This is a genomic window from Kosakonia sp. MUSA4, assembly GCF_013085925.1.
Lineage (GTDB): Bacteria > Pseudomonadota > Gammaproteobacteria > Enterobacterales > Enterobacteriaceae > Kosakonia > Kosakonia sacchari_B.
The window spans coordinates 3,166,396-3,180,695 of record NZ_CP025697.1 but is presented as its reverse complement, the minus strand read 5'-3'; the positions used below and the strand labels follow the sequence as shown (position 1 = coordinate 3,180,695).

The 14,300-nt window shown below is 45.5% G+C and carries 14 protein-coding genes and 1 pseudogene; 5 read left to right on the top strand and 10 right to left on the bottom strand.

Annotated elements, in window-relative coordinates; genetic code table 11:
- Positions 1 to 300, top strand: a pseudogene (locus C0557_RS15080) (IS3 family transposase); the annotation flags it as partial.
- Positions 301 to 473: 173 nt separating this feature from the next.
- Here C0557_RS15080 and C0557_RS15075 read toward each other — a convergent pair.
- The 4 genes from C0557_RS15075 to C0557_RS15060 all read right to left on the bottom strand — a co-directional run bounded on the left by C0557_RS15075 (position 474) and on the right by C0557_RS15060 (position 4,997).
- Positions 474 to 2,033, bottom strand: coding sequence for a hypothetical protein (locus C0557_RS15075; RefSeq protein WP_208659183.1), 1,560 nt, complete (start codon positions 2,031 to 2,033; stop codon positions 474 to 476).
- Positions 2,034 to 2,249: 216 nt separating this feature from the next.
- Complete coding sequence (locus C0557_RS15070; RefSeq protein WP_208659181.1) at positions 2,250 to 3,722, bottom strand: glucosyltransferase domain-containing protein; 1,473 nt, start codon at positions 3,720 to 3,722, stop codon at positions 2,250 to 2,252.
- On the bottom strand, positions 3,715 to 4,638 hold the full coding sequence (locus C0557_RS15065) for a glycosyltransferase family 2 protein (protein WP_208659179.1): 924 nt from the start codon (positions 4,636 to 4,638) through the stop codon (positions 3,715 to 3,717). The genes C0557_RS15070 and C0557_RS15065 overlap by 8 nt, the downstream gene beginning before the upstream one ends.
- Positions 4,635 to 4,997, bottom strand: coding sequence for a GtrA family protein (locus tag C0557_RS15060; RefSeq protein ID WP_208659176.1), 363 nt, complete (start codon positions 4,995 to 4,997; stop codon positions 4,635 to 4,637). The genes C0557_RS15065 and C0557_RS15060 overlap by 4 nt, the downstream gene beginning before the upstream one ends.
- 844 nt (positions 4,998 to 5,841) lie before the next feature.
- Between C0557_RS15060 and C0557_RS15055 the strand changes: the two genes are divergently transcribed.
- On the top strand, positions 5,842 to 7,035 hold the full coding sequence (locus tag C0557_RS15055) for an IS4 family transposase (protein ID WP_208659174.1): 1,194 nt from the start codon (positions 5,842 to 5,844) through the stop codon (positions 7,033 to 7,035).
- A gap of 123 nt (positions 7,036 to 7,158) precedes the next feature.
- Here the strand turns inward: C0557_RS15055 and C0557_RS27285 are convergent, their stop codons facing one another.
- Positions 7,159 to 7,329: a YnfU family zinc-binding protein gene (locus C0557_RS27285; RefSeq protein WP_217273295.1), complete on the bottom strand. Its 171-nt coding sequence runs from the start codon at positions 7,327 to 7,329 to the stop codon at positions 7,159 to 7,161.
- Positions 7,330 to 7,663: 334 nt separating this feature from the next.
- Between C0557_RS27285 and C0557_RS15050 the strand changes: the two genes are divergently transcribed.
- Positions 7,664 to 8,560 carry a diguanylate cyclase gene (locus C0557_RS15050; RefSeq protein ID WP_208659171.1) on the top strand — a complete coding sequence of 299 codons (897 nt, stop codon included), beginning with the start codon at positions 7,664 to 7,666 and terminating at the stop codon, positions 8,558 to 8,560.
- Positions 8,561 to 8,609: 49 nt separating this feature from the next.
- Here the strand turns inward: C0557_RS15050 and yedF are convergent, their stop codons facing one another.
- Positions 8,610 to 8,840: a sulfurtransferase-like selenium metabolism protein YedF gene (yedF, locus tag C0557_RS15045; RefSeq protein ID WP_035890239.1), complete on the bottom strand. Its 231-nt coding sequence runs from the start codon at positions 8,838 to 8,840 to the stop codon at positions 8,610 to 8,612.
- Positions 8,837 to 10,042 (bottom strand): selenium metabolism membrane protein YedE/FdhT, encoded by a 1,206-nt coding sequence (gene yedE / locus C0557_RS15040; protein ID WP_064565514.1) that lies wholly within the window; start codon positions 10,040 to 10,042, stop codon positions 8,837 to 8,839. The genes yedF and yedE overlap by 4 nt, the downstream gene beginning before the upstream one ends.
- Before the next feature lie 184 nt (positions 10,043 to 10,226).
- Between yedE and yedD the strand changes: the two genes are divergently transcribed.
- The gene (yedD, locus tag C0557_RS15035; protein ID WP_074780873.1) at positions 10,227 to 10,637 is read left to right on the top strand and encodes a lipoprotein YedD; all 411 of its coding nucleotides are present in this window, start codon (positions 10,227 to 10,229) and stop codon (positions 10,635 to 10,637) included.
- 261 nt (positions 10,638 to 10,898) lie between these two features.
- On the opposite strand, the gene fliT is transcribed toward yedD, so the two are convergent.
- Genes fliT through fliD form a run of 3 tightly spaced genes read right to left on the bottom strand, consistent with a single transcriptional unit; the run spans position 10,899 to position 13,104 of the window.
- Complete coding sequence (gene fliT / locus C0557_RS15030) at positions 10,899 to 11,258, bottom strand: flagella biosynthesis regulatory protein FliT (protein WP_208659169.1); 360 nt, start codon at positions 11,256 to 11,258, stop codon at positions 10,899 to 10,901.
- Positions 11,258 to 11,668: a flagellar export chaperone FliS gene (fliS, locus tag C0557_RS15025; RefSeq protein WP_007371511.1), complete on the bottom strand. Its 411-nt coding sequence runs from the start codon at positions 11,666 to 11,668 to the stop codon at positions 11,258 to 11,260. Before fliS ends, fliT begins: the two co-directional genes overlap by 1 nt.
- A 20-nt stretch (positions 11,669 to 11,688) precedes the next feature.
- Positions 11,689 to 13,104, bottom strand: a complete 1,416-nt coding sequence (gene fliD, locus C0557_RS15020) for a flagellar filament capping protein FliD (protein WP_208659167.1) — start codon at positions 13,102 to 13,104, stop codon at positions 11,689 to 11,691.
- Between the two features lie 245 nt (positions 13,105 to 13,349).
- Between fliD and C0557_RS15015 the strand changes: the two genes are divergently transcribed.
- The gene (locus tag C0557_RS15015; protein ID WP_208659165.1) at positions 13,350 to 14,255 is read left to right on the top strand and encodes a flagellin; all 906 of its coding nucleotides are present in this window, start codon (positions 13,350 to 13,352) and stop codon (positions 14,253 to 14,255) included.
- The last annotated feature ends 45 nt before the right edge of the window (positions 14,256 to 14,300 follow it).

The following is a 14,300-nucleotide window of genomic DNA, read 5'->3' as shown; positions in this document are numbered from 1 at the left end:
CATGCCGGGCTGAAAGACAAAATCAGAGAGATATACCACTGGCACAAAGGGCGTTATGGTTACCGCAGGATCACACTCTCACTGAGAAAACAGGGGCTGCTGGTAAACCATAAAACAGTGCAGCGGCTGATGGGAGAGCTGTTGCTCCGGTCTCTGATAAGGGTGAAGAAATATCGTGCCTGGAAAGGGGAAACGGGCAAGGCAGCGCCCAATATCCTGAGCCGGAACTTCGGTGCCTCAAAAGCCAATGAAAAATGGGTTACGGATGTAACAGAGTTCCCGGTACAGGGTAAAAAGCTCTGCGGGGCAATATCTATTAAAAATTATCTTTTTATTACATAACTCGGAATCGGTTTATGCGGATATCACTTTCTGGTTTCCCTGGTAGCTGCTCATCTCACTAGCGACCAGGAGTGGAGTCGTAATTAATGCAGAGTTACACTTGAATTTAAATTTCAGTGTAACTCCCCATTTTATCTTTTTTTATAAAACACCAAAAAAACAAAGTATAGCGTAAAAATGAAACTTAAAACAAAACCAGAAATAACAGTGTAAAGGAAATATTTGTGATATTCAATTCTCGCAATATTTTCGCCAGCAGATGTTTTATATGCTAAATAACCATCGATTGATTCTCTTTCACCATCTATGACCAGGGAGTTATAAGCCATTACGGGTATTACACATTGCATTTCTTTATCGGTACTGAAAATGAAGTATGGCAATCCATATTTTCCTCTGCCAGAGGAGTAAGGTATGTTTTCGTTTTTTAAGTCTTTTTGAGAAGTGCATGATAATTCTTTATCATACTCTTTTAATTTTTTTGTATTTTTTAAAGTGTAGTCTGTAAATACCGTGTTGTTAGAGCCTCTGAAATTTAATTCAGTAATATTGTAGCTGTTTAATGTTTTAACTGACATCCATGAAGACATAAGGCTGATTATAAAAATAGAGATAAGTAAATGGGTTGGTTTTATCTTTTCGAAGAGGGAAATATTGACAAGCAAAAGAAATAATAAAAAAGGAATTAATCTCCATGTGTACTGGATCTTATTGAGGAAATATAGTTTTTCAGGAAGGAAAGAATAATCTGCAGCACAAGTTATTAACACTGTTAATATTGCAATGGTGCCGATAATGTTTTTATTGGTTTTTTGCGTTAATGAATATAAAAACAAAATAAATAAAGGCCATCCTATTCCGAGAACCATATTTGACAATTTTCCTGATTTTATTTTCTCTCCTGAAATTAGCTCATAGAAAGTAATGCTTTTTTCACTCATGATTGGAAACCAATTTGTATCCATGATCGGGAAATGCTGACCATGCATAGAGTACAACAAAGGAAGAAAATAGAATGAGCTCAATGCAATGGAAAAAATAAAAGATTTAACTAATAAGTTGAATTTTTTAAAATCCAACATCAAGTATACAAAACCAACTAAACCACAACATAGGAATAATGGGATATTTGATAATAACATGCCTGTTATCGCATATGTCAATATCAAAAATGATTTGTTATTCGTATCATTAATTAGCGAAGCGATAAATAATGGGATAAAACTAACAGCAAGAGACTCTGGAATTGCTCCACGAATAAATAGATTGTCAATTTGATATAATGAGCTAGAAAAAAGAATTGCAAGAAACAGAGATTTTCCTTTATTTATATTCAGATAAATAAAGGAAATGAATGAGTGAATAAATGCAATTATAGTTATAAGAATAGTTAAAATTTTCAATGAAAAATTTATATTGTTTGAAAATAAGTACAGACCAGTGTAAATGAAGTTTTCCAAAGGTGGATAGAATAGATTCCATGAATACCCTGGATAATATGGATAAGAAAAATCAAAAAAAGAAAATATTTGTCCGCTACGTAATTCATTTGCTGTAGATATTGCACGATCTGTGTGTGCTATAAGATCGAACGTCATCCAGGCACCACTATTGCTATAAACTGGCAACCAAGATATGTACATACTAATAATTATAATTGCGAATGATAATAATTTTTTTTGTAAAATCATTTTGAATCCTAACTTTTTGTTTTGTCTCAATAAAGGGACTGATAATAACTCAAAAAACATCGGAGAGGGTATTTTCATTTCAGCAGTGCATAAGTTAACATAATTATAATATTTTTATGGCATTTTATTTCTTGTTATGCGACAGATCGTCAATGGCTGACACTTGATGTTGTTTTCTGTTGCAATATATAAGGGCATATGCATGCCCTTATAAAACTATTTAGAACAGTTGTTTTTTCCTAGCGAAATTAATAGATGATTTTCGTCCTCAAAAATTGAATATTGGGGAGTCGAAAATATTTTATCCATATGTCTATTGCATGCTTTTTTCTGTAGTGTATATGACACTTTTCTCGTTTCACCAGAAAAAACGATGTCTCTCACCCCGTTATTAATTAATGACTGACTTAACGTCATGTCATAGTAGTTATTTTTTATATGCTTAAGAATAGGAAATACACGAGCTGATGTTTTTGACGCCTCTGCATCTTCTGTGGTGCCAAATATGTAGGTTTCCTTCCCTTTATTCATTGTTGATAGTTTATCAATTAGTGAGAATAGTACATATGAATCATATCTCTGCTGATTGTAGAGTGCAGAAGTCGTTGCATATATAACGGATAAAGATGCGAATATTAGACCTGTAGATAAAATTGATGCTATAATATTTATTTTATTCGTGCTGTTGGCCGGAACAGCGAGCATCATAAATATAATAAATGAAACAGGAAACAGAACCCTGACAGGATAATAGCCATTGCTAAGAATTAAATTTACCCCAACAGTACAAAGAATAATGACAAAAGGAACTGCTATCATTAGTAATATGCTTATGTATTTTTTTCTGTTAAATTCATCATTTAACATTTTAAAAAATGTTTTTGCATAAATTACGGCAAAAATAATAGTGGCAATAGAGATGATTACACACGCAATATGCCCATATGATTGTGATGCTGTTACAAGTGAATTTTTTAAACCCGATAAAATAGCATGGCCAAAGTCTGAAGTAAGATCCGCTCTATGTTCAGATTCTTTTATTGTTAACTTAACTACTGCAAGGTAGTAGATTATGCAACCAATGAAAGTTAATGATGTAGCCTTGAAAATATAGTTTATTGTCTTATCGCTATATTTATCTGATTGAAGAAATGTTGTCATTATTAATAATGGGAATATTGCAATTGCAGGTTGATAAAATGAAAGACAGGCAATAAGCAATAAACAAGGGAAAACCATTTTATTTTTATTCAGTAAGTCCCACGCCATCACAGGTAACAAAACAGAAAGAACCATTGACAGTGAGTCAAATCTAAAAAGCATATTCCCAAATATAAGCGGATTAACCGCAATGGTGCTACATATTAAAACATTACCGACAGTAACATCTTTGAATGTATTCTTTAGCAAAATCATCACTAAAGAGCTTAGCGCAAGCATGCTTAATAATTGAGGTAAAGGGGTTATATCCGCTAGCCTTACGGAGCTGGTGCTTAAAACCATAGCAAGCCATTCTGTTAGCGGCCTTCCTAATCCAATCCATCCGAAATAACCTTTAATGGACCGGGTTATATCATCAACAAAATAAATCCTGTCATTAATAAGCGGGTAGTAACCCAATGTAATGACGACAAGAGAAAGCAGGAAGGCGTTAAATGACGACAATTCTTTGTTGTAGAAACTAATCATTATTTTTCTCTTTCAAAATATAACGCGGACGATTTTTAACCTCTACATATATCCGTCCGATATACTCCCCTAATACACCTATACCTATCAACTGCACACCACCTAAGAACAATATTGAAACCAATATAGATGGATAACCCCGTACCGGATTTCCGAAAGCCATGGTGTCGATTATCATCCATGCACCGTATAAAAATGAAAGCCCGGCTACAAAGAGTCCTATATATGTCCACATACGCAGCGGGAACGTAGAAAAGCTGGTTATCCCTTCTAGTGCCAGATTCCACAACTTCCAGCCATTAAATTTTGACGTCCCGGCTATTCGCTCGGATCGCGCATATTCCACTACGTCAGTTTTGCCTCCCACCCAGCTAAGCACACCTTTCATGAATAAGTTCCGTTCTGGCATGCGTTTAATATTTTCCACTACTTCACGAGACATTAGGCGAAAATCACCCACGTTTTCCTCGATCTGAGGAGTACTGATTTTATTGTGAAGTTTATAAAACCACTCGGCAGTTTTACGTTTCATCCTGCCATCTGAAGAACGATCGGAGCGCTTTGCCAGCACCATATCTGCGCCAGCCTGCCATCTTTCAATAAGGTGAGGGATGACATCTATAGGGTCCTGAAGGTCTACATCAATAGGTATTACTGCATCACCTGTCGCATAGTCAAGACCTGCAAAAAGCGCCGACTCTTTACCAAAATTGCGTGTGAATGAAAGAGAGGTAACCTGCGGGTCAGCAAAGGCTAGCGCATTGATGATTGATTCAGTTGCGTCCTTGCTGCCATCGTTGATAAAGACTATTTCAATTTCATATTGTTTTAGTCCTTCAAATTCACGCACCGTTTTATAGAAAATTGGAATGGTGTCCTCTTCATTGAAGACCGGAACGACCAACGAGATTTTCATTTCGCATCCCTAAAGACAATGAGTTTTGAATAAATAAAACCACACGCCAGGCTAATGGCAGAAAAAGCGACAAGTGTAATCAAAGGAGGTACTTTCATTATGTCTGAGAGGTAGCCTGTTAAGCCTGCCATGAACCCCATAAACAAAACAAACATGATATATCCTGAATAAGTGACTTTGGTCTTGAATGTCCACCTTGCATTTGCAAAGAAACTGAAGGTCACCGCGACGCAGAACGCTATAAGGTTCGCCGTCGCCTGAGTCATTGACACAAGGTGGATTAATAACCCGAAAACAAGCCAGTGAATTGCTGTGTTTACCACGCCAACAGATACGTAACGGCTAAATAGATTTAACATTATTTGAATAACTTACTCAGGCAGGTTTTCCCCTGGCTTTGTTACACCTTTATCCCATCTCTGGCCACAAAAAGCGGCCAGACACTCAAGAGCACCTTTTGCCTGATCATCCTATGAACGGCATGTAACCAGCAAAAAACAGAAGATGCCAGTTGACCAGACAAACCTGGTTATTGATAACGAGAGCAATCGATACGTCCTTTATCAATACATTGTGATTTTAGGTAACCAACTATAAATGATTTCTGACAATTCATTAAGTCCGGAGATGCTTCTTTTTGATCTTTATACATTAAAAACGAAAGTTCTCGTTCCGCTTGATCGCAATCTTCAGCTATTAACGCTGCATGTATGCACAGTGTTTTTTAGAGGTTTAGCTCATGCTGCGTCGTTCTGACATCATCTCCGCGTTTTTACCAGGCTATTCATATTGAGCCTTCCGACCGTCGTGTTGTCACGACAGGCGAGTTTGTACGCCAGCTCGCTGCCGTCGATTTCAACGGGTCGCAGGCTCAGGCCAATGACTGGATCAAATCCATACGCACCATTTCCGCGATACCAATCCGCACAATGGTCAGGATAAGTTGTGTTTTATGTTCAACCCCAACGGAGCTGATCATGGGCTTCATTTCTCCCGTACAGGACTACATAGGCGATCTAAGCAACATGCATTTTTATAGGATGCAATCAACAGTTAATTGATGCGCTTTTCGCGTGGGCAGGGGGCAACGTAAAAACCTCGCTCAGGCGCTGAGGAATCCCCAGCAACGCGCGGGTAAAAAAAGACAGGCATAGAGTTTTGTGATCTACTGATTTGTGCAACCAATTCAATGAGATCACCTCTATGCCTGCTCGCCAAGTATGTCAGAATTTTTTCCGCGATGCTTTAGCACCGTTTCACAAATATCGACAAAATGCTTTGCTGGATGCCACCATCGCACTCATCAATGGCGCATCTCTGACGCTGACCAGCATCGGACGTTATTTACCCGGTATTGCTCAGGTCAAAAACAAAATAAAACGCGTTGATCGTTTACTCGGTAATGAATCTCTTCATCACGATATCCCTCTGATTTTCAGAAATATTATTTCCATGCTGACGAGCAGGCTATCACTGTGCGTCATCGCCGTTGACTGGAGTGGATATCCATCTCAGGAGTATCACGTACTCCACGCCGGCCTGATTTGCGACGGGCGCTCAATCCCCTTGTTAAGCTGGATAGTTCCTTCTGAAAAACAACAGAATGCACAGATACAGCAGGACTTTCTTGATGCTCTTGCCGAAGCCGTAAATGAAAAAGCCAGAGTCATCATAGTTACAGATGCGGGCTTCCAGAATGCGTGGTTCCGGCACATCAAATCACTCTGCTGGGATTTTATTGGCCGGATACGGGGCAATAAACAACTGAGGCTGACCAGGAAAGGGGAATACTGGTTCAGGCGTCAGGAATTACAGGCCAGTAGCAAACCCGAATATCTGGGGCCGGGAACGCTTTCCCGTGCAGAATATGCCCGGTGCGATGGCCATTTTTATTTGCATAAAAAAGAGACGAAGGGACGGAAAAATAAACGCTCGCGTTGTGGTATAGCCAGACCATCACAGATAAAAGATGCCCGCTCGGCGGCAAAAGAACCGTGGTTAATATTCAGTAGCACAAATGACTTTAAGCCGCGTGAAATCATGAAGTTATACAGCCGCCGGATGCAGATTGAGCAGAACTTCAGGGATGAAAAAAGTGAGCGCTTTGGGTTCGGCCTGCGTGCCAGTTACAGCCGTTCGGCAGGAAGAGTGCTGGTACTGAGCCTGCTGGCGACACTGAGCACAATAGTACTGTGGCTTATTGGGTATCACACTGAAAATAAAGGGTTACATCTTAGATATCAGGCCAACAGCATTAAAACGCGGCTGGTAATCTCGTATCTGACGTTAGCGGAGAATGTCTTACGACACTCCCCGCTAATTTTAAAACGAACGGTGCTGAGCACCATTCTTAATCACCTCGCCAGAACCTGCCAGAATATGGTGTTGGTTTATTAGCGCTGATTTATGGGGATCCCTCAGCGCAAAGCGGGGTTTTTCTTTATGAGCGGCGGAAGGATTCGGTGCAGGTGTTAAAACCGGCCGTTAAATGCCGACCGGTATCCACTGAGGTTGCTGATTTCAGGCGTAAGCGGGTTTGTCTTGTTTGAAGATCTTGCTGCAATGGGGGCACATCAGTGCTGAACCTTTCTGAACTCGGGTGAAGCTGTGTTCTGACTGCATAGCGCAGTGAGGGCAGGTACATTTGGTGAGAAAGTTGCGATTGTTTTTTGAATCTTTCCGTTGTGGCATAGAGTATTTCCTGATGAATGGGCTGTAACCATACACTATCCCGGTACATATAGCCCGTAATGATTTCCCTGCGGCCAAAACGCCGGTACGGGGAATTACCGCAGCACGGCGCTGAGAACTGAATCTCTTTGAATGAAAAATATCCAGTGGCGCTGCGCAGGCAAAGAGTATGTCGCGCACCGGGTTAGGTGCGATCGCACTTTCGGCGTGCTTTTCGTAAATATTCATCCCGCTGAAATAATTAATTATTGCCCTGTCTTAATGATCTTTACAAAAAGCTAACTTCAGTTGCATACACTAGCAGCCCTAAAATTAGCTGACGCGGAGGGCAACTATGTACCGTAAAACTTGCCAGATTGACACTATTCTGGCCGATCTTAATTATGCTGTTGATGCCCATTACGACTGGCTGGTGAATATGTTTTCCTGCGTGGTAAATAATGCCTTCGAACAGCCAGATATTATTCATCCGTGCGCGCATAAATACTGTTGTGTTGGAAACTGGTTGCATCATCATCAACCGGTTGGAGAGGAGGAATTTTCATGTATTCAGGCAATTAGCGAGGCACATGCGCGCATGCATGACAGTGGTCGCCAGATGATGCTCGCCATCCAGAATAAAACCGTAACAGCCGATCATTTCACCGACTTTAAACAGCATCTGGCTCTGTTTTCCAGCGCGGTGACAACCTATAAAAGTTATTTATTAAATATGCGCAGCGGTATCGATATTCTCACCGGCTTGCCAGGCAGAAGAATGCTGGATGAAGCGTTTGAACAGCAATTAATACGCGCCGCAGAGCAGAATGTTTATCTGTTATTACTGGATATCGATCGCTTTAAAAATATTAACGATACTTACGGTCACCTGATTGGTGATAGCGTATTACGCGGCCTCGCGCAGTTATTACGCGACGGCATTCGCGATGACGATAATGCGTACCGCTATGGCGGCGAGGAATTTATCATTTTGCTACGCGCGCCTTCGGATAAAGATGCCTGTCTGACCGGGCTGCGGCTGTGCAATACCATTGCCGACACCACCCTGCATTGTGACGATCACGCGCTGCATATTACGGTCACCGTTGGGTTAACCAAAGTCCAGGCCAAAGAGTCACTGGATGAGGTGGCAAAACGTGCCGATGCGGCGATGTATCGCGGTAAGCAGAGCGGGCGCAACCGCTGCATGTTTATGGATGAGTGGGGCGAGATCTGCCATTTCGTCGGTTGAGCATCATCTGCGGCTGGCTCACCGTTTGCAGGTGAGCCAGCCTGGTGCGTTACTTCTGAATCAAGTAGCGGATGGTGGGGCCATCTTGCTGGATATCCAGCACCGTATAACCGTGGTTGCGGGCATCCAGCGGAATGTTATTGATCGACTGCGGGCAGTCGCTCACCACTTCCAGAATCTCCCCTTTTTTGAGCTGTGGCATCGCTTCGAGCGTGGCTACCGCCGGATAAGGGCAAGGTTCACCGCTCATATCGAGGCGGTAATCGGGCACAATGTTCATGCAGTCTCCTTAACGGGCGCCGGCGTTTTGCGGCGAAAGAAATGTTTTTCCCAGCCAATGACAAACAGCAGCGCGGCCAGCAACAGCGCATAGGTCACCAGCAGGCCGCCGAGCGGGCCAAAGGTGTTCAGTAAGTTGATTTTATCCCAGTGGGTGGCGAGGGAAGGGGATAAGTCATCCCAGAACCAGGCCAGGATCGTCGAGCCGATAACGTTGCCCAGCCCGACCCACCAGTAATGCACCTGACCTTCAACTGCGCGGTACATCCAGCCGGTTTCACAACCGCCAGCCAGCACAATCCCGAAGCCAAACAGCAGCCCGCCGAGTACGGCATTCGGCCCGGCCCACATGATTTTGGGCTCCATTCCCAATTGCACATAGCTGAAGATGCCGATCGCGCTCGCCGCCATACCGAAAATAATCGCTTTTGCCATCATGGTACGCCCGGTGATCCACATATCGCGGAATGCAGAGGTGAAGCAGATTTGCGCCCGTTCAATCAGTAAACCAAAACCGACGCCAAACAGCATTGCCAGCCCCAGTTTTGGCTGATTCATGGCTGTCAGCAGTGCCCAACCCACCATGCCGATAAACACCAGCATACCGATGCGGAAGCGGCGTTTTGCCTGATCCGGCTTTTGCGTCAACGGTGAAGCGGCGGAGACTTTCTGCATTTTTACCGCAATGCGGAACATGGGCAGTAGCGTAAAGCGCGCACCGAACCATGAGCCAATCGCCGTGGCAACGGCAAAGAACCAGGCATGCAGCGAAAATTGCGGAATGCCGGTGAAGAAGGCGGCAAGATTACAGCCCATCGCCAGCCGGGCGCCGAAACCGGCAATGATGCCGCCAGCAACGGCCTGCGCGATGCGAATGCGGCTGTGTGGAAAACGTAGCTTGACGTTATTCGCCCACAGCGCGGCGGCAAAACAGCCGCCAAACATACCGATGATCATCATGCCATCAATACGCGTCAGCGGCGTGCCGTCCAGATGGATCAATTTGAAGTATCCCCACTCTTCGGTATGCACGCCCGCCAGTTGCAACAACTGGCCACCCCAGCGGGTGAATTCGCCCGTCACCGCCCAGAAGGTGCCAGTGATGCCGAAATAGTAGGTGGAGAGAATACCGGCGGCGATAACGGCCGGAATCGGTGACCAGAAGCGAATCAGGAAACGCTCCTTAAAGGATTGCCATGACATAGTGAAAACCTCTGAACTCAGAAGGCAGCAATTAAAGAAGGCGAATGATACACGTGGCAAATGACAAACTAACGTAAAAAGGGCGTAAATCCTGGTGCAGATCAAACTTCTTCGCGCCGGAGAAGGGTGGCGATGATAATGCTTTAATGCCACAATATTTTTTTCTTCGCGATCGGGATAAATAATGAAAAAGCGAGTGATTATTGGCGCGGCGCTACTGCTCAGCGGCTGCGTACAGGTGGATGATTACAGCGCGGTGGTAAAACAACCTGCACCGGCAGGTCTGGCGGGTTACTGGCAGTCGGCTGGCCCGCAGAGCAAACTGGTCAGCCCGGAAGCCATAGCCAGCTTGATCGTCACGCCCGAAGGGGACACGCTGGATTGCCGCCAGTGGCAGCGGGTCATTGCCGTACCGGGCAAACTGATGCGCGATGGCAGTACGTTATATAACGTGACGGAAAAACGGGATATTTACCCGCTCGACCATGAAGGTAATACGCTGGAATTTGATGGCATGACGCTCAAACGCGTCGATAAACCGACGGTTGAGTGCCAGAACGCGCTGACCACCGCCGGGCTGGACATCAGCAAATAAGCATGGAGCCGGGTGCTGCTGCCCGGCATATCAGATACCCTTCCTTTTTCTTTTTTCTTCCATACGCCGCTATCGCGGGTGCTGGTGCATTTTACGCACAGGAGTACGCCTGCATTGGCGCCAGCCTGCATTTTCGCGAAAGGTAAAATAGAGGGATAACAACGAAAACCTGATGCCATGTTCCTGAGACTCGGGAAACAGGGATGACAGAAGAGAACAGCGCGGGTGAGGTGTTAAAAACGTCACCCGCCTGTTCTGAGATTAGATCTCATTCGGGAAGAGTATATTTCCAGAGAGGCGTCCATATGTCGAATGCAGGTTATGTTGTCGAGAGGTCTGTCTAACCAATGTCCGCAGTTCGTCCATTCGCTCGTTTAACAGTTCTTTCAGCACAACTTCGTTATCCAGAATTTGCTTCAGCAGCGGCCGAATTTGCGCCTGCAACTGAGGCGCAATTTCTCCGGCATCCTGGTACTGTGCTAACGTCTCCACAGAGTTAATGTACTTCACTTCATGTTCGATGAGTTCGTCCCAACGCCCTTCCTTCGCGAGGTTAAGCATGGTGCGGCTGGCGACCAACAGCTGCTGATAGTGGTGGAGCAACCCGAGATTTGCTTCCATTAGTAAGTGTCCCGCGAGTTTTGATTATTGGGGCCAATTTCTTTCCAGGCATCAGCGATGTTGCTCAACAACTTCGATACTTCATCAATGGCGGAGAGGTCATTGTGGAGATTTGCCTGTAAAAGACGTCGTGTCATGTAGTCATAAAGACTGTCCAGATTTGCGGAGATCTCACCACCGGCTTCGTGATTAAGACCGGCCCGCAAGCCGTTGGTAATGATATTAATAGCCTGTGAAAGCGCCCGTCCTTTACCGGGAATATCTCCCTGCTCAATCAGGATCGCGGCCTTTTTCATGGCGCTCAAGGCACCATCAAAAAGCAACACCACGAGTTGATGTGGGCTGGCACTCAGAACGGCGCTTTCCACGCCGACCTGGGCATAAGCCTGAGTTCCCGATTTCGTATACATGTCAAACCTCAACTGATGGTTTATGAACTCATTGCATTGAACTGCTGGGTCAAATAGTTACCGGTTGTCGTCAGAGAAGAAACCAGCTGACTTAAACTGGTGAACTGTGTTTTGTAACGCGCCATGGTTGCGGTGATCTGATCATTGACCTGGTCATACTGATCGGACAGCTGTTTCAGGGTCTTGTTGATCCCGTCGGTCGCATTCTGCACGGTACCATTGGTGCCTAAAAAATCGTCCAGCAGGTTGCTTGCCTGGGTGGCGAAACCGGTGGTTTTACCGTCGCCGGACAGGAAGCTAATCACGTCCGCTGATTTTTCATTCAACGCTTTGGTAAGTTTGGTGCTGTCAACCGTCAGCTTACCCGTCGTATCCTGTGTAATACCCAGTTGCGACAGAATAGAAACGCTGCCTGAATCACTCTGTGACGAGGAGAGCATGGAGCGCAAACGCGTCTGGATGTTACGCAGCGTACCGTCGCCCAACAGATCGCCGTTTGAGGTGTCCTGTGAATCACTGCCCTGGTCCACTGCCGTATATTTGGTCTGGTTGGCAATGGTCGTTTGCAGCGAGTTATAGGCATCAACAAACGCCTGAATCGCGTCGGTCATCGGCTGGTTGTCTTTCGTCACCGTCAACGTTTCTGGGCTGCCAACGTTGGTTTTATTCAGCGTCAGCGTTACGCCTTCTGGTGCATCTGTAATCGTGTTGCTGCTACGGGTAATTTCAATCCCGTTAATTTTCAGCTTCGCATCAGCCGCCGCGACCTGCTGCGTCATCACGTTGCTTGCGCTGCTGGTATTCGTCGAGTCATAGCTGATGTACTGAGCCAGTGACGAATCATCTGTGGTGATGGTCATCTGGTTAGCTGTACCGCTGTCACGTGAAGTCAGTGCCAGGTAGTAGCTGTTGTCATCTGCTTTGATGATGCTCGCAGTTACGCTGCCTTGCTGTTTGTTAATGGCATCACGAATGTCCGACAGGCTGGTCTGATCGCTGGTCAGCGTGACGCTCAATGGATTCGTTTGCCCAGCCTGAGTGATCGTAATGGTACGAGAACTCAGGCTGCTGTCGCCTAAATCAGTATCTTTGCTGGCCACTTTCGGGCTGAGCAGAGATTGAGAAGCTGCCAGCGAAGACACCTCAACCGAGTAAGTCCCTGCTGCTGCATCATTGGCCAGCGTCGCAGTAAATGCGGTGTTCGTGCTGGACACTTTAGTTGATGCAATGCTCGATGTATCTTTCAGCGCATTCGCAGCAGTTTGCAGCTTAGTCAGGGAGGTTTGCACCACGCCCCAGGCTGTCAGCTTGGCTTTAAACGAAGTCTGCTGAGTGGTAATTGGCGTCAGCTTTGTTTGTTCAGCTGTCTGCAAATTGTCATACAACGTGTTCAGATCCAAGCTTGTGCCTGCGCCGAGCGAACTAATACTTGCCATATCTTCATCCTTCAGTTTTAGACAATCACTTCGGGGAGTATCGGCAGCGACTGCGAAAAGATTAGAGGTTTTTTTTTAAAGCAATGGCGGAATAAAGCCAAAGAATAGCGGGCAGTTTGTGGCTTTAAAAAAATAAAGTTTTTCTCTAAAGGTTGATCAATGATGGTCGATAACGTGGGTGACGGTAAGAACGCCGTAGGCAGATGCCTGAATCTGATAACTTTTTTATTTAAAGGAATTATATCATGGCTGTTATTAATACTAACACCCTGTCGCTGACGACTCAGAACAACCTGACCAAATCTCAGGCTTCCCTGGGTACCGCTATCGAGCGTCTCTCTTCCGGTCTGCGTATCAACAGCGCGAAAGATGACGCTGCTGGCCAGGCGATTGCTAACCGCTTTACTTCCAACATCAACGGTCTGACCGTTGCTGCCCGTAACGCCAACGACGGTATCTCCCTGTCGCAGACGGCTGAAGGCGCGCTGAGCGAAATCAACAACAACTTACAGCGTATCCGTGACCTGACCGTTCAGGCGCAGAACAGTTCCAACTCTGCTTCTGACATCGACTCCATCCAGGCTGAAGTTAACCAGCGTATGGAAGAGATCAACCGCGTTACCACTCAGACCGACTTCAACGGCATCAAAGTGCTGAACACCGGTTCCGGCTCCAGCAGCTACAACTTCCAGGTTGGCGCGAAAGACAACGAAACCATCTCTATCAGCCTTAGCTCTTCTGATTCCTACAACCTGTACAACGCCACTGGCGCAACCTTCCAGACCACCGGCCAGACCATCAACGGTACTGCCCGCGCCACTGCGGCTGAAGGTTTTGACGTACTGAGCGGTACCGTAACCTCCGGTGGTACTGTTGACGGTAGCCCGCTGGCAGACATCGATGCGGCAATCAAGGCGGTTGACTCACAGCGCAGCCTGCTGGGTGCGTCCCAGAACCGTTTCGAATCCACCATCACCAACCTGAACAACACCGTGAGCAACCTGACGTCTGCCCGTAGCCGTATTCAGGACTCCGATTACGCGACCGAAGTATCGAACATGTCCCGCGCGCAGATCCTGCAGCAGGCCGGTTCTTCTGTTCTGGCTCAGGCCAACCAGGTTCCGCAGACCATGCTGTCCCTGCTGCGTTAATCGCAAAATTGGTAATAAAGAAGGGCGCCGCTTGTCGGCGCTTTT

Coding starts and splice junctions, on each gene's coding strand:
- C0557_RS15075 (WP_208659183.1), bottom strand. CDS start 2,033: ATGATTTTACAAAAAAAATTATTATCATTCGCAATTATAATTATTAGT.
- fliS (WP_007371511.1), bottom strand. CDS start 11,668: ATGTATACGAAATCGGGAACTCAGGCTTATGCCCAGGTCGGCGTGGAA.
- yedD (WP_074780873.1), top strand. CDS start 10,227: ATGAAAAAGCGAGTGATTATTGGCGCGGCGCTACTGCTCAGCGGCTGC.
- C0557_RS15050 (WP_208659171.1), top strand. CDS start 7,664: ATGTACCGTAAAACTTGCCAGATTGACACTATTCTGGCCGATCTTAAT.
- C0557_RS15055 (WP_208659174.1), top strand. CDS start 5,842: ATGCCTGCTCGCCAAGTATGTCAGAATTTTTTCCGCGATGCTTTAGCA.
- C0557_RS15015 (WP_208659165.1), top strand. CDS start 13,350: ATGGCTGTTATTAATACTAACACCCTGTCGCTGACGACTCAGAACAAC.
- fliD (WP_208659167.1), bottom strand. CDS start 13,104: ATGGCAAGTATTAGTTCGCTCGGCGCAGGCACAAGCTTGGATCTGAAC.
- C0557_RS15060 (WP_208659176.1), bottom strand. CDS start 4,997: ATGTTAAATCTATTTAGCCGTTACGTATCTGTTGGCGTGGTAAACACA.
- yedF (WP_035890239.1), bottom strand. CDS start 8,840: ATGAACATTGTGCCCGATTACCGCCTCGATATGAGCGGTGAACCTTGC.
- C0557_RS15070 (WP_208659181.1), bottom strand. CDS start 3,722: ATGATTAGTTTCTACAACAAAGAATTGTCGTCATTTAACGCCTTCCTG.
- yedE (WP_064565514.1), bottom strand. CDS start 10,042: ATGTCATGGCAATCCTTTAAGGAGCGTTTCCTGATTCGCTTCTGGTCA.
- C0557_RS27285 (WP_217273295.1), bottom strand. CDS start 7,329: ATGCCACAACGGAAAGATTCAAAAAACAATCGCAACTTTCTCACCAAA.
- C0557_RS15065 (WP_208659179.1), bottom strand. CDS start 4,638: ATGAAAATCTCGTTGGTCGTTCCGGTCTTCAATGAAGAGGACACCATT.
- fliT (WP_208659169.1), bottom strand. CDS start 11,258: ATGGAAGCAAATCTCGGGTTGCTCCACCACTATCAGCAGCTGTTGGTC.